Annotated in this window: 19 protein-coding genes and 1 pseudogene; 14 read left to right on the forward strand and 6 right to left on the reverse strand. The window is 57.5% G+C overall.

From position 1 onward, the window contains the following. Positions 1-47 precede the first annotated feature (47 nt). A complete protein-coding gene (locus tag ACK3SD_RS18885) occupies positions 48-923 on the forward strand; it encodes a PhzF family phenazine biosynthesis protein (RefSeq protein ID WP_481127651.1) in 876 nt (291 codons plus the stop codon). Here ACK3SD_RS18885 and ACK3SD_RS18890 read toward each other — a convergent pair whose 3' ends face one another. Next, positions 924-1,121: a BTB/POZ domain-containing protein gene (locus tag ACK3SD_RS18890; protein WP_481127652.1), complete on the reverse strand. Its 198-nt coding sequence runs from the start codon at positions 1,119-1,121 to the stop codon at positions 924-926. It abuts the gene before it with no gap. Positions 1,122-1,543: 422 nt separating this feature from the next. Between ACK3SD_RS18890 and ACK3SD_RS18895 the strand changes: the two genes are divergently transcribed. Together ACK3SD_RS18895 and ACK3SD_RS18900 are read left to right on the forward strand one after the other, a co-directional pair. After that, on the forward strand, positions 1,544-1,711 hold the full coding sequence (locus ACK3SD_RS18895; RefSeq protein WP_137765566.1) for a con-10 family general stress protein: 168 nt from the start codon (positions 1,544-1,546) through the stop codon (positions 1,709-1,711). A gap of 120 nt (positions 1,712-1,831) precedes the next feature. Then, on the forward strand, positions 1,832-2,686 hold the full coding sequence (locus tag ACK3SD_RS18900; RefSeq protein ID WP_481127653.1) for an OBAP family protein: 855 nt from the start codon (positions 1,832-1,834) through the stop codon (positions 2,684-2,686). A 14-nt stretch (positions 2,687-2,700) separates the two neighbouring features. On the opposite strand, the gene ACK3SD_RS18905 is transcribed toward ACK3SD_RS18900, so the two are convergent. Further along, positions 2,701-3,549, reverse strand: a complete 849-nt coding sequence (locus ACK3SD_RS18905) for an SDR family oxidoreductase (protein ID WP_481127654.1) — start codon at positions 3,547-3,549, stop codon at positions 2,701-2,703. A gap of 248 nt (positions 3,550-3,797) precedes the next feature. Beyond that, positions 3,798-4,859 carry a cell division protein ZapB gene (locus tag ACK3SD_RS18910; protein WP_481127655.1) on the reverse strand — a complete coding sequence of 354 codons (1,062 nt, stop codon included), beginning with the start codon at positions 4,857-4,859 and terminating at the stop codon, positions 3,798-3,800. Positions 4,860-5,489: 630 nt separating this feature from the next. Between ACK3SD_RS18910 and ACK3SD_RS18915 the strand changes: the two genes are divergently transcribed. Continuing rightward, positions 5,490-5,993 (forward strand): DUF4760 domain-containing protein, encoded by a 504-nt coding sequence (locus ACK3SD_RS18915; protein WP_481127656.1) that lies wholly within the window; start codon positions 5,490-5,492, stop codon positions 5,991-5,993. Positions 5,994-6,027: 34 nt separating this feature from the next. Here the strand turns inward: ACK3SD_RS18915 and ACK3SD_RS18920 are convergent, their stop codons facing one another. Further along, positions 6,028-6,630 (reverse strand): alpha/beta hydrolase, encoded by a 603-nt coding sequence (locus tag ACK3SD_RS18920; protein WP_481127657.1) that lies wholly within the window; start codon positions 6,628-6,630, stop codon positions 6,028-6,030. A gap of 309 nt (positions 6,631-6,939) precedes the next feature. Between ACK3SD_RS18920 and ACK3SD_RS18925 the strand changes: the two genes are divergently transcribed. Both ACK3SD_RS18925 and ACK3SD_RS18930 read left to right on the forward strand, forming a co-directional pair. Next, positions 6,940-7,215 carry a YjcB family protein gene (locus tag ACK3SD_RS18925; RefSeq protein WP_481127658.1) on the forward strand — a complete coding sequence of 92 codons (276 nt, stop codon included), beginning with the start codon at positions 6,940-6,942 and terminating at the stop codon, positions 7,213-7,215. A 174-nt stretch (positions 7,216-7,389) separates the two neighbouring features. Then, the gene (locus ACK3SD_RS18930; RefSeq protein WP_481127659.1) at positions 7,390-7,932 is read left to right on the forward strand and encodes an antibiotic biosynthesis monooxygenase; all 543 of its coding nucleotides are present in this window, start codon (positions 7,390-7,392) and stop codon (positions 7,930-7,932) included. On the opposite strand, the gene ACK3SD_RS18935 is transcribed toward ACK3SD_RS18930, so the two are convergent. Further along, a complete protein-coding gene (locus ACK3SD_RS18935) occupies positions 7,929-8,051 on the reverse strand; it encodes a hypothetical protein (RefSeq protein ID WP_255508622.1) in 123 nt (40 codons plus the stop codon). The genes ACK3SD_RS18930 and ACK3SD_RS18935 overlap by 4 nt on opposite strands. Before the next feature lie 118 nt (positions 8,052-8,169). Then, entirely contained in the window at positions 8,170-9,069 is a 900-nt protein-coding gene (locus ACK3SD_RS18940; RefSeq protein ID WP_481127660.1) for a LysR substrate-binding domain-containing protein, read from the reverse strand. A 101-nt stretch (positions 9,070-9,170) separates the two neighbouring features. On the opposite strand from ACK3SD_RS18940, the gene ACK3SD_RS18945 reads away from it, so the two are divergent. The 8 genes and pseudogenes from ACK3SD_RS18945 to ACK3SD_RS18980 all read left to right on the forward strand — a co-directional run bounded on the left by ACK3SD_RS18945 (position 9,171) and on the right by ACK3SD_RS18980 (position 20,098). Next, complete coding sequence (locus tag ACK3SD_RS18945; RefSeq protein ID WP_481127661.1) at positions 9,171-9,560, forward strand: tautomerase family protein; 390 nt, start codon at positions 9,171-9,173, stop codon at positions 9,558-9,560. Between the two features lie 44 nt (positions 9,561-9,604). Next, positions 9,605-9,859, forward strand: a complete 255-nt coding sequence (locus ACK3SD_RS18950) for a DUF4865 family protein (protein ID WP_481127662.1) — start codon at positions 9,605-9,607, stop codon at positions 9,857-9,859. A gap of 417 nt (positions 9,860-10,276) precedes the next feature. Then, complete coding sequence (locus ACK3SD_RS18955; RefSeq protein ID WP_137765577.1) at positions 10,277-11,767, forward strand: sugar porter family MFS transporter; 1,491 nt, start codon at positions 10,277-10,279, stop codon at positions 11,765-11,767. 312 nt (positions 11,768-12,079) lie between these two features. Continuing rightward, positions 12,080-14,412, forward strand: a pseudogene (locus tag ACK3SD_RS18960) (type VI secretion system Vgr family protein). An 8-nt stretch (positions 14,413-14,420) separates the two neighbouring features. Further along, a complete protein-coding gene (locus ACK3SD_RS18965; protein ID WP_481127663.1) occupies positions 14,421-15,275 on the forward strand; it encodes a hypothetical protein in 855 nt (284 codons plus the stop codon). Then, positions 15,276-18,401: a T6SS effector BTH_I2691 family protein gene (locus ACK3SD_RS18970; RefSeq protein ID WP_481127664.1), complete on the forward strand. Its 3,126-nt coding sequence runs from the start codon at positions 15,276-15,278 to the stop codon at positions 18,399-18,401. Positions 18,402-18,411: 10 nt separating this feature from the next. Beyond that, a complete protein-coding gene (locus tag ACK3SD_RS18975; RefSeq protein WP_481127665.1) occupies positions 18,412-19,275 on the forward strand; it encodes a DUF6708 domain-containing protein in 864 nt (287 codons plus the stop codon). Beyond that, positions 19,262-20,098, forward strand: coding sequence for a DUF6708 domain-containing protein (locus tag ACK3SD_RS18980; protein ID WP_481127666.1), 837 nt, complete (start codon positions 19,262-19,264; stop codon positions 20,096-20,098). The genes ACK3SD_RS18975 and ACK3SD_RS18980 overlap by 14 nt, the downstream gene beginning before the upstream one ends. The last annotated feature ends 515 nt before the right edge of the window (positions 20,099-20,613 follow it).

Consider the following 20,613-nt stretch of genomic DNA (forward strand, 5'->3'; position numbering starts at 1 on the left):
AAGAAACAGGCTAATGTGTTGATTTTCCACTATCGGAAGGATCAGGCATGGCAACCCCACGGCGTTTTAAACAGGTTGATGTATTTGGCTCCGCGCCACTGAGCGGCAATCCGCTGGCGGTGATCATGAATGCGGAGGGGCTGAGTGATGGGCAGATGCGCGCCATCGCCCGCTGGACGAACCTGTCCGAGACCACCTTTGTCCTGCCGCCGACGGATGCGGCGGCAGACTACCGGGTGCGTATTTTTACTCCCGACACCGAGTTTCCCTTTGCTGGCCACCCTACCCTTGGCACCGCCTTTGCGCTGCTCGAGGCAGGGGTGATCGCGCCGAAAAGTGGCCGGGTGGTGCAGGAGTGCGGCGTGGGATTAGTGGAGATTGAGGTCAAGGGCAACCAGCTGGCCTTCCGTTCGCCGGAAGCGCAGTTCCGTGACCTGCCAGAGGGGATCAAGCCAGCACTGGCCGCGGCCCTGCCCGGCGGACAGATGACCACCATCGCGCCACAGGTGGTGGAGATGGGCATCAAATGGCTGTTGGTCAATATGGCGAACGCCGAAGCCTGCCTGGCCGTGAGCGCTGATCCCTCGGCGTTGGCGGACGTGCTCGCCCAGAGCGGAGCCAGCGGCGTGACGCTCTTTGGCCGTCACCCAAATGACCAGCCGGCCCACGTTGAGCTGCGGGCGCTGGTCATTGAACAGGGCGCGTTGATGGAAGATCCGGTAACGGGCAGCGCGAATGCCTGTCTGGCGCAGTGGCTAAAACACCACGATTTCGCTTTGGATGAGGCACTGCGCCACGGTTACCGGGTGCGGCAGGGCACCTGCAAACAGCGGGATGGGCGGGTTGAGGTCACCTTCCGCAACGGTGCCGCCTGGGTGGGTGGGCAGTGCCACACCCTGATTGACGGCCAGCTGACCCTGTAGTCAGATTTTGCGCATCACTTCGATGTGGCGCGCAAAATCCTGCTGCACCTCCTCGTTGTGCGGATTAACAAAGGCGGTGCCATTCTCATCAATGAAAATGCGCCCCTTGTCATCCAGATCCTCATCCAAATTGCGGCCAGAGATCATCGTAAGAAAGCTGTCTGGACTTTTGAAAATGCCGATTAGGGCCTTAAACATCATCTGCTCCTGCTCACGTTATTATTTAATCCTCTATATATAGTTCATGAGAGCGGGCGCGCCAATTTATTCATAATAGTCACTGGTACAGGATGGTTAAGTAGAAATAACTATTAGGAGAATTCTGGATGCGTCAGGCCTTTCATTTTCCCTGTTATTTTTCTTATCATCAGAGTTGTACAGAGAAATAATCTGGTACAACCCGCCTGCCGCTAACCCCTTGAACCGATACCCCCCTTGATAAAAAATATTATTCATCCCCCTCGGTAAGAAAAATAGCTGCGCTTTTTTCATACCGCTCCGCTTGTGAATATTAAGTGATTGGCTAAGCTCAAGGGGTGGGCATATTGTTGGGTTCTGCTGTATCCATGACAGCATCCACTCGCCCGCTCCCTGGTTCTCACTCACTGATAGGAGGTGTCATGGCCGAGCATCGTGGAGGTTCGGGAAACTTTGCGGAAAACAGAGAGAAAGCATCAGAAGCAGGTAGAAAGGGTGGACAGCGCAGCGGCGGGAATTTTAAAAATGACCCGGCTCGCGCGTCCGAAGCTGGACGAAAAGGTGGCCTGCACCGCAATCAGGCTGACTAGACCATGCCCCTATACTGCGGCACCACCTCACTGGCAAGCCGGCTGAGGCATTTTGCTTCGGTCGGCTTTTTATTGCGTGCGGCATGACCTGCACATGGCATTATGCGAAGGAAGGCATTTATGACACCCTCTGTCCTCACCCCCCGTTTTTCCCCTCTCCGTTGTCTGGCACTGCTCTGCGCCGTGCTGGCCGGTAGTGTGCCAGTCTATGCCGAAGAGAGTGGCCCCACCCAGATTCAGGCCCCCGGCGCCGAAAAGACCACCAAAGACAAGGTGCTGGAGACCGGTGCCAATGTATTGCAGGATCGCGCGCCGATTGACGCCATCAGCGCCTATCTGGATGGCTTCCACTTCTATAACGGCGATAAAAATGGCCAGATGGAGGCGCACCACTACGTCACCATTCTCAATGATGATGTGATGCAGGCGGTGATTTATGACGGCAACGGCAAAGACGCCAAGCTGATGGGGGTGGAGTACATCATCAGCGCCCGCCTCTATGAGAAGCTGCCGCCGGAGGAGAAAGTGCTGTGGCACAGCCACCGCTATGAGGTGAAGTCTGGCAGCCTGATTGCGCCCGGCCTGCCAGAGGTGGCGGAGAAAGCGCTGATGTCCAAGATTGTCACCACCTACGGCAAGACCTGGCACACCTGGCACACCGATCGCGACAAAGAACTGCCCTATGGCATTCCGGCGCTGATGATGGGCTTTACCGGCGAGGGGCAACTTGACCAGAAATTGTTGAAGGATCGTGACCAGCGTTTTGGCATTGACTCCAAGGAGCGCCAGCAGGATCGCGCTTCGCTGGAGGCACCTGAGCCGGATAAACTGGCTGATGCCTGGCAGCATGGCAAAGTGATCCAGCTCCAGCGGGTCGAAGGTGGCGGCGAGCATCAGCATGGGGCCACCGGTTTCACCGGCCATGCCGAGACACAGGTGCCGCCACAGGCCGCGGAGAACAGCGGGAAGCCCTGAGGCTTCCCACCGCGTTAGCCGTTGACGATGGCCCCGCCATTGACATGCAGCATCTGGCCAGAGACGTAACGTGAGTCGTCACTTGCCAGATAGACATAGGCGGGTGCCAGATCGGCCGGTTGCCCGGCACCGAACGGCAAGTCCGTACCAAACTTCTCGACATCCTCGCCGGCGAAGGAACCCGTGATCAGGGGTGTCCAGATCGGGCCGGGAGCGACGCCATTGACGCGGATGCCACGTTGCGCCAGGTTCAGCGCCAGTGAGCGGGTAAATACGGTGATGGCCCCTTTGGTGGCCGAGTAGTCAATCAGCTCAGCGTTGCCGTGGTAGGCGGTCAGTGACGAGGTGTTGATCACCACCGCCCCCTCTTTCATCTTCCGCACCGCCGCCTGCGTCAGGTAGAACATGCCGAAGAAGTTGGTGCGGAAGGTTTGCTGCAACTGCTCTGCGGTGATGTCATCAAAATCCTTTTGCGGATGCTGTTCACCGGCATTGTTCACCACGATATCAATCTGGCCGAATGCCTCATGCACCTGCGCCACCGCCTGATGGCAGAACGCCTCATCACCAATATCACCGGCAATCAGCACAGTTTTGGCGCCCCACTTCTCGGTCTCCTGGCGGGTCGCTTCCGCATCATCACCATGTTTCAGGTAGAGCAGCGCCAGGTCAGCCCCCTCTTTGGCAAACGCAATCGCGACGGCCCGGCCAATGCCGCTGTCGCCACCAGTAATCATCGCCACCTTGCCCTTTAATTTTCCTGCCGCTTTATATTCTGGGTCGATATAGACTGGCTCTGGAATGTTATTCTCTTCACCTGCGGCCTGTCCCGCCCCTGTTTTTTCATCGCCTGCGTTATTCATCAGACTGCCCTCACGTTTAAGGAGAAATATCGCCCGTTGGCGGTGTGGCATTATTGCCGCGCCGGGCTTACCCAAAGGATGGAAAATAGCGACGCGCCCATTGGCTGGCGCGCCACTGAAAGTCTATACGGGGAGAGGGCAAGCGCAAGGCGGGCCTGAAAATTCTCCAGAACAAAAAAAGGGCTGCCTAAGGCAGCCCACGCAATCAATTCCGGAAACCGGGGAAATGCGATGGGGAAATAGGAACATCAACGCGGTGGCGTATCGCCGCCCGTTGGCGGCACCACACTCTTGCCTTTGCTGAGCAGGCCCGTTTTCAATTTGTTGAGGCTCTCCAGCATCTCCAGCACGCTGGGCGGAGCCGCCGCGTCTTTGGAGAAGGAGGAGTCGCCGGCCATGTTCCAGTCTTTGAAGACGTTCAGCATCTCCTCTTTCTCTGCGCTGGCCCCGTAAATCTGCAAGAACAGCCGGCCAAAGTTGAGGGCGTGCTGGCGATCCTTGCGTCGGATCGACTCGTGGGTGTAGTTGCGTGAGGTGCTGAAGCAGACGTTCGCCAGCCAGGAGAGCAAGCCGACGCCGAGCACGCCGCGGAAGAAGACGTAGAGCAGTGCGATCTCGTCATAGACCTGCGCATTTGCCAATAACACCGAGCCTTCAGCAAAGGTGAAGAAGGCGGCGATAACTGCCAAAAAGGCCGCCACAAAGCCAATGATCGACCAGCGGGTCGCCAGCTGCGAAAACCCCTTATCATCCAGGTCCAGTTTGGCGCTCACCTCTTTCACATAGCCAGGGATCTTCCCGTCGATGCGTTTCTGCTGGGAGAACTCTTTCAGCTCTTTATTCTCTTTCTTCAGGGCCATGTTCTCCTGACTGAGGCGCTCGTTCTCCGCCTGCATGGTTTTGAAGCGGGCAGCAGCCTTCTCCATCAGCAGTTCGCGGTCAACGCTCTGTTGCAGCTCGATATCACGCTGGCCGAGTTTGGTCTTCAGGGTTTCGACGGTCTGGCTGAGCGAGAGATTTTCAGTGCTGTGCTGACGTAACAGCAGATCATAGAGGTAAGAGTGGCCACCCTCGCCACCGTGATTGCTCAGCTCGCCATTTTCCAAATCCTTATAGAAGGTGCTGCGGAGGAAATCTTTCTGGCGGCCATGAAAACCACCCTCAATATCCCCCAGCATATTATCGACCAGCTCCATCTTGTCACTGTTAATCAACGGCACCAACTCCAGCGCCATCTCTTCCGTGATATAGCCAATGCGCAGTAAATAATCGATATATTCGTAATAGATATGTTTACTTCTAAATTTCATTTCCTGTCACCTCTCGTTTGATTCCATAAAGAGGCCGGCGCTGTTAAAAAGAAATTAACTCCTCTTGCCGAACCCAATGGTTTACCCTGTTTAACGGACACACACGCCCTCCTTAAAAGACATTATCCAGACACTTAAGCCGGATTGATGGGTCACTAAAACGACTATAGCCGCCTCGCTCCCGGCCGCCATCACATTCCGTCGTTGAGAAAACTAAAAAAGGCCAGTGAGATAAATCAGCTCATTTTGCTGCAATGGGCCAGAATATGCTGGCAAGGGTCGAGCCAGAATGATTTTCCACTGGCTATGGCCGCCCGTGTCCACCAGCGTAAGCGGGTGGATGGGGCGGCGGCTAACTTATACCGCAGCCGGATACAGGCCATACTGTTAGGTTGGGGGGAGGGGGAGTGAAACGGTAGGGATGAGCCTGTATCTGATCCTGATTCAAACAGCTAAAACTGTACAATAAAGATTGTCGGAGTAGTTAGCCATTGCTAACATAAGGGCATAACTCATTGACAAAAGTTAATAAGAGGTAGCCAATGAATAAATCAGATGAATTTGATGGTTTTTAAATACTAATGTTATTATCGGAGCTCAGGCTCCGATTTTTTTAGTGTTGAGAACAGCATGTTAGCCAACCCTATTTTATGGTCTCTACTCAGCAACGGACTGGTATTCTCTGGTCTTATCGTCGCAGTTACCACGATTAGATATAACGTGAAGACCGCTCGTCGATCTCAAACGGCCCTTTTTCTTTTTGAAAGCCGGAAAGATAAAGAATATCTCACAGGACTTCAAACGCTCAAACAAGTAAGAGATTCAGGTAAGTCATTTCGCTCCTATGTATTTCCTGGAACAGGCATTGTTCTTTCAGAACATGAGATGGAAGAGCGTCGAAAAATACAATACATCCTCAACTTTTATGAACGGGTAGCGGTCAGTATCAAGTCCGGCATTTATGATGAAGGCATGATAAAGAGCACCTCCTTTACTACCGTGATCGAAACCTATGAAGCAGCGGAGCCGTTAATTAAAGCCATTAGAGAGTATATCCATAGCGAACTCACTTATCAGGAGTATGAATGGCTGTATCAACGCTGGAAACAGCGCCCGTTAAAGAGGCAGCATTAACTATCAAGTGGGGGCGACTATAGCGCCCCCTGCCCTACCCCAACACCTCCGCCAGGAACTTCCCGGCGCGGGCTGCGCCCTCTTCATCGATGGTATGTCCCACACCCGGCTGGAAGTGGGTTTGCACCGCCATACCTGCCGCCTTCAGCGCCTCGCCAGCGCGTTCGCTCTCCTGCCAGGGAATGACCGCATCCGCCGTACCGTGAATCAACAGTAGCGGGCTGTCGGTCGGCGTGAAGGGCGGCGGTGACGCCAGTCGGCCAGAGAAGGCCACCACCGCCGCAACCGGCCAGCGACCGCTGGCTACCGCATCCAGCGCCATGATCGATCCCTGTGAGAACCCCACCAGCGCCACGCGATCCAGCCGTTCGGTAAAGCCATGCTGGCTGACGATGGCGGACAGCGCGGCATCAAAGCTCTCACGGGCCGCCGCCAGCCGGGCTGGACGATTTTCGGGCGTTACGCCGTTAATACTGAACCATTGGAAGCCGTTACCGCCGCCGTCAAAAGGGAAAGGCGCGTCCGGCAGGGCGAAGCGGGCGGCTGGCAGGGTGCGCTGCCAGAATGAGGCCAGGATCGCCAGGTCGCTGCCCCGGCTGCCAACGCCGTGTAAAAAGATCACCAATGAATCGGACATTTCAGCTCCTTCTCTCTTTTCAGGCTGGCACCAGCCAGCGGGTTATCAGGCTGTTTATTGTTCCATATAAAAATATCACCGAGGAAAATGATTTAAACAAAAAATGTGATGATTCAACGTTATTAATAACAACAAGGGTTATTGGTTGATTTTGGGGGAGTTTATTTTTTATCCACTGGTTAAACAGTGTGCTACAATGTGACCGCTGTCACACTTATCTGTAATTTGACTTAAGCGCTACATGCTGTGCAACGGACGACCTTAATAACGCCGGCACACGGCTAGCGCGGTTTTGCAAGGACTACCATCATGAGTGCACTCGCCACCGGCGTCGTTCTGGCGCGCTGGGAAATTCTCAGCGCCGTTATCATGTTTTTTGCCAGCACCCTCAACATCAGCCTGCGTAGGGCCAGCCGCCACGGCCTGGCTCTCCTCTCCAGCAGCGTCGGCATTGCCGTCTCTTGCTGGTTTGTGATGGGCTTGCTGGGGATCACCTCGGCGGATATGGCGCTCTATGGCGCCCATGCCAAGGATCTGTTTGTCGAAATCATGAGCCAGACCCCGCAAAACTGGCCAATGCCTTAATCTCCACGCCGCAGCGCTTCTGGCCTGCGGCGTTCTCTTCTCTGCCCCTGCTCTCCACCAAATAATTTTAACCATTCATTAAAAATTACTCGTTACGCGTTTTTTCCCGGCTCGCATAGGATGGTGTCAGGCACGCCGTCTTAGATGATCGATCATGGAAAAGGGGAAAACATCATGGTGAAGAGTGAACCTGTTACGCTGGTCATTACCCATACGCTGCTGCCGGGCCAGCAGGCGGCCTATGAGCGCTGGCTAGCGCGCATCATGCCGGTGGCGGAGAGCTTTGACGGCCATCGTGGCGTCAATGTGTTGCGGCCGGGCGAGGAGGGGGAGACTTACACCGTCTTAATCCGTTTTGATACGCTGGAACAACTGACGCGCTGGACGGCCTCCGAGGAGCGCAAAGGGCTGTTGGCCGAAATCTCGCCCCTGCTGGCGCAGGGCGACCAGATCGAGGTGCGCGCGGGTAGCCAATTCTGGTTCACCCCGCCCCAACATGGGGTACGCCGACCGGCGCGCTGGAAGCAATATCTGCTGACGCTGGCGGTGATCTTCCCCTCCACCAATCTGGTACCGATGTTCTGGCACCAGGTGGCGCCAGCGTTGACCGGCACGCTGGCCGGGCACCTGTTGAATGACGCCACGGTGGTCGGGCTGGTGGTCTTCTTCTGGATGCCGTGGCTGACCCGCGCGCTGGCTAGCTGGCTCAGGCGTTAGCTGCCAAACAGCCTGATGCCGAGTTGCGACAGCACGCCCAGCTGTGAAGGATGCGACACAAAAAGAATCCACAGAAAAAATGAAAAAGCGATCATGAGCGTGACAATGCGGTAAAACATTCCGTGTATCCTTCAACGCGAAAAATCGTCAGTGTTTTAAGACAATGCCTCATTGACGAGGCCGCGCATAACTATAGATGAGATAACGCATTTTACCCAAATGAAAGCAAAAAATTTGTCACGAGCCTGAATGGGCCGCCGCCAGCGCCAAAGCCAGCTCATGGCATAAACGCGCTTTCAGGCTCTCTGCGGCCGGCGAAAGGGTGGCCCGGTTTTGGTGTAACGTCACGCCAACTGACGGTAGCGCTGGCAAGGCCGGTGCCGCCAGCCGGCAGAGGGTGGCGGGCAGGCCCGCCCCGGTTCGTACCGTCACCCCCAGCCCGGCAGCGAGCGCGGCCCAGATGCCTTGCAGGCTACGGCTCTCCAATGCAATGCGCCACGGAATGCCCGCGCGATCCAGTGCGTCGGTGGCGTGGCGGCGCATCAGGCAGGGCGACTCGAACACCACCAGCGGCACGGGTTCACTCCCGCTAAAATGGCGGGTCTCCCCTGCGTTTGCGCCGATCCAGTGGAGCGGCAATTCGCCAAGGTGCGCCATAAAGGGTGTAGGCTGTGGCGATTGCCAACAGAGGGCCAGATCCAAATCATCTTGCAAAATGCCCTGCAACAGCTCCGCGTTGCGGCCGATACGCGCGCTCATCTGCACCTCCGGGTGCGCCCGGGAGAATGCCCCCAGCACGGCGGGCAACAGGCGCTCGCCGAAATCCTCCTGCAACCCCATACGCAATGGCCCACTGAGGGCGCTGCCGCCGACCGCCATCGCCGCCTCACGGTTCAGCGCCAGCAACCGACGCGCATAGCCGAGCAGTATCTCGCCCTGCCGGCTGGGCACCAAATGGCGTCCGGCCCGTTCCACCAGCGGCACGCCGCACTGCTGCTCCAATTTTTTCAGCTGCGCACTGACCGCAGACGTCGAGCGCCCTAGCCGATCGGCCGCACGGGCAAAGCTGCCCAACTCAATGCCGGTAACAAAACTCTGCAACGCATCAAGGTCAAAACACCAGGGACGCTTCTCCATCATCCATCCTGTTTTTCGGGATTGTTTCTCCCATATTATGCGATATTCAGGACAGTGCCAGCGGCATATCCTCTCCTGACCATCCAGACAGGAGAGTCATTATGCCCTTTACCCGCATCATGCTACACGAAGGCCGTACCGAGGCGTGGCTACAACGGTTGTCCGCCCTGCTCCAGCAGCAACTAGTGGAGAGATTTTCTGTTCCACCCGGTGATTGCTTCCAGATGATCGAGTGTTGCCCGCCCGGCCGCCTGATTGCTGACCGCGACTATCTGGGCGGCCCACGCAGCGAGCAGTTCATTTTGTTCACCATCACCGCCGGTCGCTCCCGCAGCCGCCAGCAGAAACAGGCGTTTTACCACCATCTGGCGCAGGCGTTGCACCGTGAGCTGGGCATCGCACCGCAGGACGTGATGGTCATCATCACCTGCAATCAGGCCGAAGAGTGGAGTTTCAGCCATGGGCAGATATATAACCCGGAGGGCGTGTGATGATCGCCATGCAATATAGCTTCACCCTGCCGGCCGATTAAGACATGGGCATTGTCATCCGCCGGATTGAGGAGAACGGCCACAAGCTGGATGGCTTTCCGGGGCTGGTTTTCAAAGCCTACCTCTATGCCCTGCGCGGCGAGCAGGGCGCGGAGAACCGCTATGCGCCTTTCTACCTGTGGCAGGAGAGTGCCGCAATGCAGCGTTTCCTGTGCAGTCCCGGTTTTGCGGCGCTAACGGCCGCCTTTGGCTGGCCGGCAATCGATCTCTGGCCGCTGCTGCATATGCCAGACCTCTAGTTGCTGCGCCAAAGCCGGTGGGCCAGCCGCCGAATCACTTCGATTCTGCCGCACAGCGATTTGCCCGGCGTGTGTCTGCCCGCCCCGGCCAGCCATCAGTTGGCGGCCTGGAACCCGGCCTGCTGGCAACATCTGCGCATGACCTTTTCGTCAGAAGAGATTGCCCAGCCAGCGGAGGCGGAGCAACGCTATCACATCGGCTATCTTTCATTTGGTTGTATTACAGAAAATCCTTCCACTTGTGGATAGCGTGTTCACTCTGGGAAAGAACTGTTCCACCCTGTAATTATTCGTTGGAAAATTGTGACTACTGATGATTTTTTATGCCGTTAATTTGTAAAAATTAGCGATCCGTCACATCTGTGCTTAAGCTTGATTCTGTGTTGCTTCATTGATAAGGCATGCGCTTAACACGCAATGGCACTGCTAAAAGACAATAATTACAGGGAGAGACGTGTGACGAATAGCACGATTAATGAGCAAGCAGGCGCGCCACGTACGGCGAAAACGCCCGTCGAACCGCTGGTCAAGGTGATTGCCGTGATCGCCACCTTAGGTGGCCTGCTTTTTGGGTATGACACCGGGGTAATTGCTGGCGCCCTGTTGTTTATGAAGACCGACCTGCACCTGACACCACTGACCACCGGGCTGGTCACCAGTTCGCTGATCCTCGGTTCCGCCTTTGGTGCCATGACTGCAGGCCGGTTTGCTGACCGCCTTGGCCGCAAAAAGGTGATTCTGGTACTGGCCATCATCTTTATGTTTGGTTCGCTCGGCTGCGCGATGGCGCCGAACGCCCACATGATGATCTTCTTCCGCTTCATCCTCGGCCTTGGGGTAGGCGGCGCGGCGGCCATTGTGCCGGTTTACATCGCGGAGATCGTTCCCTCCAACCGCCGTTGGCAGTTTGTGACCCTCCAGGAGCTGATGATCGTTTCCGGCCAGTTGGTGGCCTACACCAGCAACGCGGCGATCAACGAAGTGTGGGGCGGCGAGACCACCTGGCGCTGGATGCTGGGGATCGCCTGTGTGCCGGCGCTGATCATGTGGGTAGGGATGCTGTTCCTGCCGGATACGCCGCGCTGGTATGTGATGCATGGCCGTTTCCGCGAGGCGCGCGACGTGCTGGAGCGTACCCGCAACTCACGTTATGTGGAGCGTGAATTGGCAGACATTCGCAAGGCGGTTGCCCCGAAAGATGAGCGCCACTCGCGCCGCAACAAGACCATCTCTACCTGGATGAAGCGTCTGGTGGCGCTGGGTATCGGCATCGCCATGATCCAGCAGCTTTCCGGCATCAACACCATCATGTTCTATGCCCCGACCATGCTGCAATCCACCGGTATGGGCACCAATGCCGCCCTGATCGCCACCATCTGTAACGGCGTGGTCTCCGTGCTGATGACCTTTGTCGGCATCATGATGCTGAGCCGTTTCGGCCGCCGTCCGCTGCTGATGGTGGGCCAGATGGGCTGTACCGCGATGCTGATTATCATCGGCTGCCTCTGCTACTTCCTGCCGGAGAGCGTCGATGGCGCGCCGAATCTGGTGCGTAGCTGGATGATTCTGGGTGGGATGTTGCTGTTCCTCTGCTTCCAGCAGGGCGCGCTGTCACCGGTGACCTGGCTGCTGCTGTCGGAGCTGTTCCCGATGCGCATCCGTGGCCGCGCCACCGGCATCTCGGTCTTTATGATGCAGATGACCAACTTCACCATCACTCTCTCCTTCCCGCTGCTGCTGGACGCGGTTGGCCTGTCGATGAGCTTCTTCATCTTCGCCGCCGTCGGCATCGCCGGTGCTATCTTTGTGGTGCTCTGCGCTCCCGAGACACGCGGCAAATCGCTGGAGCAACTGGAGAAGCAGTTCAAGAAACAGTTCGACGATACCCCAAACACCCCCGTGGTATAAGCCCCTCCCCAAGCCCCCGTTCCGGGGGCTTTTTTTTTTACCTCTCCTCTCTGCCCCAGCCTGATACATCGCCTCTTATTTATAAGCATTAAATATTCTTCCCCATACAACTCGCTGCCTGCCTCTGTTGCTTGAGCCTGTGCCGCGCCCCTCCTTTACGGCGTAACACCCAAAATCTTGTGCCGACCCATTGAAATATAAGCTTTATTGATTTTGCGCAGCGTGCCTGCGGCCTTTGCCTGCTCACAATATTGCCCCCTGTTCTGGCCGGGACGGAGCCTGCCCGGCCGCCCTTCATAAGGAGCATGAATCATGAGCCGCCAGATATATGACCACAGCCACCACCGGCTGGCCGTGCGTGACTGCCCTGCCGTGCTGGATGTCCTGAGCTTTGCGGGCAAGGAGGCGCTCAGCCGACCCTTCCACTACGCCATTGAATTCACCAGCCCTGAGAAGGCACTCACCGCGCAGGCGATGCTGATGCGCCCGGCCTCGCTGACCCTGCATACGCCGGTGACGCAGCCCGGCGGCGAGCGGGTGCAGCAGCCGGTGCGGGTGGTGCAGGGCGTGGTGACCGCCTTCAGCCAGCTCTCCGTCTCGCCTGACGAGGGGCACTACGCCGTGACGCTGCAACCGCGCCTGGCCCTGCTGTCACGCAGCCGCCAGAACGCCATCTATCAGGACATGTCGGTGCCGCAGATAGTCGAGCACATCCTGCGCAGCCGCCATGGGATGCGCGGACAGGATTTCCTCTTTACCCTGACGCAGGATTACCCGCGCCGGGAGCAGGTGATGCAGTACGACGAGGATGACCTGGCGTTCATCCGCCGGCTGCTGGCCGGGGTGGGCATCGGTTTTCGTCTGGCGGTGGACACCCGGCTGAACATCGACGTGGTGGAGTTCTTTGATGGCCCGCTAAACACCCTGCCGGGCCGGGTGCTGGCGGCGGTGCCGCCTTCGGGTATGCACGACCTGGGGGTGGAGTCGGTATGGGCGATGGCCCATCACCACCAGGTGGTGGAGAAGTCGGTGACCACCGACGACTATAACTACCGCGAGGCCACGCAGGCACTGGCCGTGCAGGTGGACGTCACCGGCGGTGACCCCACCACCTACGGCGAGGCCTGCCACTATGCGGAGGGCTATCGGACAGCCGACGTGCCCCACAGCCGCCACCCGGCACCGGAAAGTGGTGCGTTCTATGCCCGCCTGCACCATGAGCGCTATCTGAACCGCCAGACCCAGCTCACAGCCACCACCAACTGCGCGGCGCTCTCCCCGGCGAGCGGCTGCAGGTCACCGGCGGCGGGCCGGACGCGGCGGCGTTCCGTGAGGGCGTACTGGTGACCGGCCTGCTCAGCCATGCCCGGCGCGACAGCAGTTATGTGGTGCAGCTGACCGCCCTGCCGGCGGTTGGTGCCTGTGGTTTTCGCCCGCCGCTGCCGCCCCGGCGGGTGATGGCCGGCACGCTGCCCGCCCGCGTCACCAGCACCCGGCACAACGACCCCTATGCCCACATTGACCGGCACGGGCGCTACCGCGTCAACCTGCTGTTTGACCGCCAGTCGTGGCCCGCGGGCCAGGAGAGCCTGTGGGTGCGCCAGGCGCGCCCCTATGCCGGCGACGGCTGGGGCCTGCACCTGCCGCTGCTGGCGGGCACCGAGGTCGCCATCGCCTTTGAGGACGGCAACCCCGACCGCCCCTATATCGCCGGGGCGTTGCACGACTCGGCGCACCCGGACCCGGTCACCATCCAGAACTACAAATGCAACCTACTGCGCACCCCGGCCCAGAACCTGCTGCGGCTGGATGACTCGCGCGGGCAGGAGCACATTACGCTGTCCACGGAGTATGGCGGCAGGAGCCAGCTCAATCTGGGCTATCTGGTGGATGAGCAGAAACAGCCGCGCGGCGAGGGCATCGAACTGCGCAGCGACAGCTATGGCGTCATCCGCGCTGGCCGCGGGCTGTTCATCAGCGCCGATGCGCAGCTGCAGGCGCGGGGCAAACAGCGGGAGATGCAGGCGGCCCTCGCCACGCTCCAGCAGGCCGCTGGACTGGCAGAGTCGTTGAACGAGGCAGTCAAAACCGCCAAAGCCGAACTGGCGCAGATACAGGCACAAAAATCCCTGTTGGAAAACGCCCTCACCGAGCTGCAACAGCCGGTTCTATTAATGAGCGCCCCGGCGGGCATTGCGCAGGTTTCCCCACAAAGTATCCAGATCAGTAGCGGCCAACACCTCATCCAGACGGCGGCCGGCAACAGCAATGTCAGCGTCTTCAAAAAATTCACCGTGGCCGCTGGCGAGATGATCAGTCTGTTTGCCAAATCCCTTGGCATCAAAATCTTCGCCAATAGGGGCAAGGTGGAGATCCAGGCCCAGGGGGATGGTATGGCCCTCACCTCTCTTAAGGAGATGCACATCACCAGCCAGGAAGATGAGATCTGCCTGACAGCGGCAAAAAGGCTCACGCTGGCCTGCCACGGCAGCGCCATCGTACTGGATAGCTCAGGCATCACGTTGAAGACCACTGGGCAACTGACGATGAAAGCCGCCAGCCACAAGCGGATGAAACCTGAAAATTACACGCCGCCGCTGCCTGAACTTCCCCCTGAGGCAACCTGTGCCGAACAGCAGAAATAGGAGCCGCCATGAAAGAGATCGCTGCGTCACTGCTCCCACTGCATGACAACGAGAGTTACCGCTACCTGCTGCTTGATCCGTTACGGCAGGTCTCACCTGACAGCCCACTACACCTCCGCGAGCTGGAAGCCGCGCTTGGGCAGGAAGCCCTCACTCGCGTGTTGCGCCTGGATTTGGCCCACTCCCCTTCCCACTGTCCGGTGCTAGTGCAACTGGCCGCGCCAGGGGAACCCCTCCAGCAGTCACAGTTCAACGCCTCAATGACGCGTGTCGGGTTGGAGGCCGCGTATGAACGGCGCTACCTGTGCGGCTGGCTAGCCAGCCCACACTCGCCGGACCAGATTGCCACCCTGTTGGTGACGCGCAGCCGCCAGTTGGGCCTCGCACTCGGCGACCACAAGGTGTTGCCCTTCTATGAGCCTTTGCGCCTTGAGCTGCTGCATCACGCCTATGAGCTGGCCGGAACCCTCTGGCCCATCACGCACTGGTGGTATCCCTCCGCCAGCGGAAAGCTGCACCACCTTCAGGGCAGTGCCGACGGCCACGAGTGGGCAATGGATAGCGGCATGGTGCGTATCCAGTCAGACATGGCGCAGGTGCAGGCACTGCTCTTTGCCTGGCGACGTGCCGCCCCCCACTCGCCATTGCCCGATGACGCCGCCCGCCGTGCGGCAGAGGCATGGGTATGGGCCAGTGATCGGGTCAATCACCCGCATGACCGTTTTACGCTCGCCCTGGTTGGCTTGAACAGTGAGGATGATTACCGCACCTCGCCGGCCCTTGTCCAGCTAGTGCAACAGGTGAAGCGCCACCCCGCCCACAGGATACAACCGGTGCTTGACGCCCTTTCGCAGGAGAAATAGATGAATATCCAACAACAAGTTGCCCACTATCTACCCCTTGCACAGCAGGCAGCGGCACTCCCCTCCGGCTGCAAAGCCTGCCAGCGCAGCGGCTTGCCCATCCTGCCGCTGCGGGTAGCCGCCGTCGCGGCGCGGATGGTCAGCAGGGCGTGGCAGCCCACGGTGCCACGCCAGCCTGTCACGCTGACGGGTGGGGGGGTTAAATATGCGCTGCGTACCCTGCGCGAAGGCTATCTCTATGTACTGCTGGATCAGGGTATCTGGCAAGCTTATGAGGTCACGGCAGAAGGCTATTTGCGCCAGTTCAACCCTTTTACGATGCCTGAAAGCGATACGGTGGAGCCGCTGAGCCGTGCCTGCCTGACCTATGGGCACGACATATTAGCCAGTTTTATCAACATTGATGACAGCCAATACAGTGAGGCATGGATCGCCTTCAGTAGCGATCCCTGGAGCCAGCAGGTACTGGAGGAGTACGCTTCCGGCGTGCGCCCCAGCGCCCGTTTCACCAAAATCAACCTTTCCACCCTGAAACGGTCGCCTAGCCTCATTCCCGAGGCGCGCGTGCTGGACAGTCGCCTCTCTCTCCTGAAGGCTCAGGTCGCGGAGTTTGCCACTGATGAGTGGCTTGACCCCGTCCCGGTCTTGAATGATCCCTCTGGCAGCCACGAACAGAACTTGCCGCTCCCGCCGCCCGGCGGCATGCATGGCTTCTATCCCCGGCTGAGCCGCGCGCAAGCACTGGCAGAGCATATCGCCCAGATGACGCTACAACACGGCTGTGCAATCACGGCGCTGGCGCTTAATGATCCAGTGGGCGTGGTGGAAGAGTTGAATGAGGATCGCCTGCGCGTGGTGGAGGCGCGCCAGCAGTGGAACGAGGCCCCAGAGATCCGCCACCAGCACCTGATCTCTGAGGCAATCGCCCAGACGCTGGCCAGGATAAAACAGGAGACCACCGCCCGCAGCCAGCCGCGTTACGAGCGGCCTGCCAGTGGCTACCCAGCGGCCCAAGTCACTGTGGTGCCCGCCGAACAGATCGCACAGGAGAGCTATGCTGCCGAGCTAGCGCGGCTACAGACCTGCTATGACGAAGTGGCGCGCGCCACCTTTGACCAGAAGTACCAGCAGACGCTGGCACGTTACCAACGGCGGCTAACGGCGACGGGTGGCAGTTTGTCGGCATGGTATCAGGCGCGGGAGTGGGAGGAGATCATCCTCCACGACTATGCACCAGAGACCAGCCTCACTGGCTGGGTGGCCCAACTGGGCACCCTGATGGCATGTGTGCAGGGCAGTTGCACCGACCCCCATACCGAGGAGGCGTGGCGCATTTGGTTTGAGACGCCCGACAGCGCTGGCTTCCGGGGGTTGCTGGGCAATCAGCATTCGATTTTAGAAGCGGTCTACAACGGCATCCAAGGATACAGCAACCTTAAGGTACTGCTGGGATCGGATGAGCTGGGCAACCTCCTGAAGTCAAAACGGGTACAAAAAGCCCTGATGCAGCGTGCTTTGGCGCTCAGCGGTGCCTATAGCCGCCTGACCACCAAACTGAGCCAGACCGCAAAAGAGGCCTATACGCGGGTGATGCAAGGTATGGCCTACCTGCTCACGGGCCAGCAAATCACGCTGTTTACCCTGACGATGTCCATTAGGGAGTTCCAGCAGCTCTATATCGACATGGCCGCTTCGGTGCTGCCTGCGGCCAGTACGCCCATCCCATTTGGCGGCGCGGTACGGCAAGGGACGGCCATCACCCGTACCGTCACCACTGGCGGGCTGCTGCGGGTCACGGATCAAGAGGTGCTGGCACGACGCATCCAGGTCACGTTGGTCAGTGACATGGCACCCGATAAACTCCACACCGCGCTGCACCAAGCCGGCACCAGCTTGGAGGCGGTCTCCTCCAGCCCGCTGACCGAGGCAGGCCAGCTCCGGCACTTCTCCGAACTGCGCATCTCTGCCCTGTCGCTGGCTGACGGGGTCGATCAAGGCACCCTAACGCTCTCCCAATCGCAAACAACATCTCTACTGCGCAGTCAGGCGCAGATGATGCGCCGGATAGTGAGCGGCAACAGCGTGGGGATGGGGCTGTCGAGTTGGATGCTACTGCTGCAACTTGGTGCGCTGGAAGCCAACCATCAGGCGCTGGATCAAGCCATTGGCAATGACAGCAAGGCCCGGTTGGCGCTGCTCTCCAATGTCACCATGGTGGTCAGCGCCGCCGTCGAGGGTGCCGGCTTTCTGCGTACCCTGGCCATGGCCAAACCTTGGGTCAATAAAACCCATTGGTTAATCAAGCTAGGGGGCATGCTGGGGGGATTAGCGGCAATTATTGATGGAGTAGGGATGCTTATTAAAGGAGTTGAAAATTATAAAGAAGGAAATATAGAAAAGATATTCTGGTATGGAGGCGCAACAGGAGCAACTTTTATTGGTGGGGCATTTGGTATTTATGCAGCCCGCGCAGCCAATTTTGCCCTGCTTGGCCCTGCCGGTTGGGCTGGACTATTAATCTTAACCGGGGCTGCGCTGGCCATTCAGGCTGAGAAAACTATCGGTACCCCCTTTGAGATCTGGTTACGCCGCTGCTGCTTTGGTAAACCACACAGTGAAGATGTGCCGTGGCGGCTGAGCACCCTACCCACGCTGAATGACGCCAACCTCAATGCTGCCTTGCAGGCCTACAACGCCATCAACAATGGTTTGATGGCCGAGGTGGGCTACAGCGACAAACTCGCTGAACTGCTCGATCGCCAGGATCTGATCAAGATGCGCATCGTGCTGCCGGGCTGCGACAAAGACCACTCAGCCTGGAGCTATAGCCTGACGCTGCCGAACGCAACCGGCGGCACAGAGATTCTGCTCGCCACAACCCACAACACGCCATCCTCCACCAACGCACGGCTGGAGCCATTGGCACCTTCCCCTTGGCAATCACACCGCCGTCGGCCGGATCTTGGCACAGTAACCGAGCGCTGGCAGGGCAACGATCTGGTTATTGAAGGGGAAGCCTGGGCAGACAGCACTTTCTACCCCCAGGCGGTGCTGGATGTCAGCTACTGGCCAGATAAAGCCAATCAGGCATGGGTCATGGGTTTGCAAGTTAAGACAGAAGATTAAGGAGCAATGAATGAAACAGACGGATAAAAACTTAACGCATCTGGATAAAGAAACCCTGAATGCTGCATTGGAGAGCTATTTCTCCAGAGAATCCACCCTATCCCCTCCATTGAAAAACTGGGAAGAGGATCTACCCAAAAGCGTTGAGGCACAACACACTGCGCCTCGCCTGACTTTTATTAATGAAATAAATAAAGTGTGGATGGAGGTGCCATTGTATGACAATGTCATGTGGGGGGTGGATATATTACTACTTGGTGTAACCCCGATCCCACTAATATGTTATTCAAGCCTACTATTTATACCAGGGATTATTCATGATCTATTTGAACATCCTTTAATTTTTATTTTATATTTACTATTGTCATTTGTGATGTTTTCCTTAATGTTCTTAAGTATTAAGATAGCTCTATATGTCCCCCGTCCCCTCCCCATCCGCTTTAATCGCGCACGGCAGAAAGTGTATGTCTATCAGCATACTCAAAGTTGGAACCCCTGGGTGCGCTGGCCGACCACCATTAAAGTCTTTGACTGGGCTGACATCCACGGTGAACTAAGCTACCAGTCCGGGCGCTATAACCAAGGCTATCAGCTCTGGTGTGCGGTTTGCCAGCCCGGCACCCGTCAGGTGATTGACCGCTTTATGCTCAGCGATTCCATCGGCCACCCCAAGGTGCAGCGCGGCCTGTGGAGCCACTGCTGCCACTATATGGCACACCGCCCGGTGCCCACCCGGCCGCTGTATAAAACCCAGCCGCGCACCTGGAAGCTGCGTGAAACCGTGCGCTGGCCAGCAGACATTGACCAGGAGTCACGTACCGCCCCGCAGGATGAGGTGGCAGAAACGTCAGGAGCACGCGATGAAACACGCTGATAAAAATATAGAGATGCTGAATACCGCATTGGAGAGTTACTTCTCCAGAGAATCCACCCTATCCCCACCCCTGAAAAACTGGGAAGAGGATCTATCCAAAAGTGTTGAAGCGCAACACACTGCGCCTCGCCTGACTTATATTAATGAAATAAATAAAGTGTGGATGGAGGTGCCACTCCATGAAGATATTTTATGGGGCGCCGTACCATTTATCTTCACCTTAACTACAATTGCTATGATTATCTATCTAGCATTTAGTTTAATGGTTATTTTCTCGGATCATCCTAGCTATTTACTTTCATTTATTATGTTTATAGGTGCATTTATTTTTGCAACAGCCTCATTATTTTATTTGAAATTATTTGCGTATACTCCCCGTCCCCTCCCTATCCGTTTTAATCGTGCACGGCAGAAAGTGTATGTCTATCAGCATACCCGTAGTTGGAACCCCTGGGTGCGCTGGCCAACCACCATCAAAGTTTATGACTGGGCTGATATCCACGGTGAACTGAGCTACCAGTCCGGGCGCTATAACCAAGGCTATCAGCTCTGGTGTGCGGTTTGCCAGCCCGGCACCCGTCAGGTGATTGACCGCTTTATGCTCAGCGATTCCATCGGCCATCCCAAGGTGCAGCGCGGCCTGTGGAGCCACTGTTGCCACTACATGACGCACCGCCCGGTGCCCACCCGGCCACTGTATAAAACCCAGCCGCGCACCTGGAAGCTGCGTGAAACCGTGCGCTGGCCAGCAGACATTGACCATGAGTCACGTACCGCCCCGCAGGAAAAAATAGGGAGTAAATACCATGCCAGTGAATTTTGATAATGTTTTAGAGCTGCGCTCATGGCCCAACCCCCCTAACGCATGGCGCTGGCTCAACGCATTGGGAATAATGGTAGTCGCTAGCATGTTATTTTGTGGGGCGCTCAAATACCCGACAGAAGAGGACTCTCGCTCGCTTACACCGCTGATTTTACCCATATCTATCTGGCTTATGGCACTGATGCTCCGCCTTCTTTATTTTTCCTTTTACTCTTGCTCTATATCCCTCTGGAACCGAGAGCGGCAGGAGATGATTCTACAAAAAACCCGGCAAGGTCGGCGTGCCTTGCAAGTTCTGTCAGCCCAGTTTATTACCGGCCATGCCACGTTGAATCATGGCCGTTATTTACCACCGCTGGAATCCACACTCAAAAGCGAAAGGATATTAACACCACGTCTAAGCCGTGATGGCATCCACACCTTTCCGCACAGCCGTATCGGTGATAAAACCCCGCCATTGCACACGCCCCTTAATACAGCTGACCTTGCCTTTACTACATTGGCCGCCTCTCTGA

The organism is Chimaeribacter sp. YP20170169 (assembly GCF_056739715.1).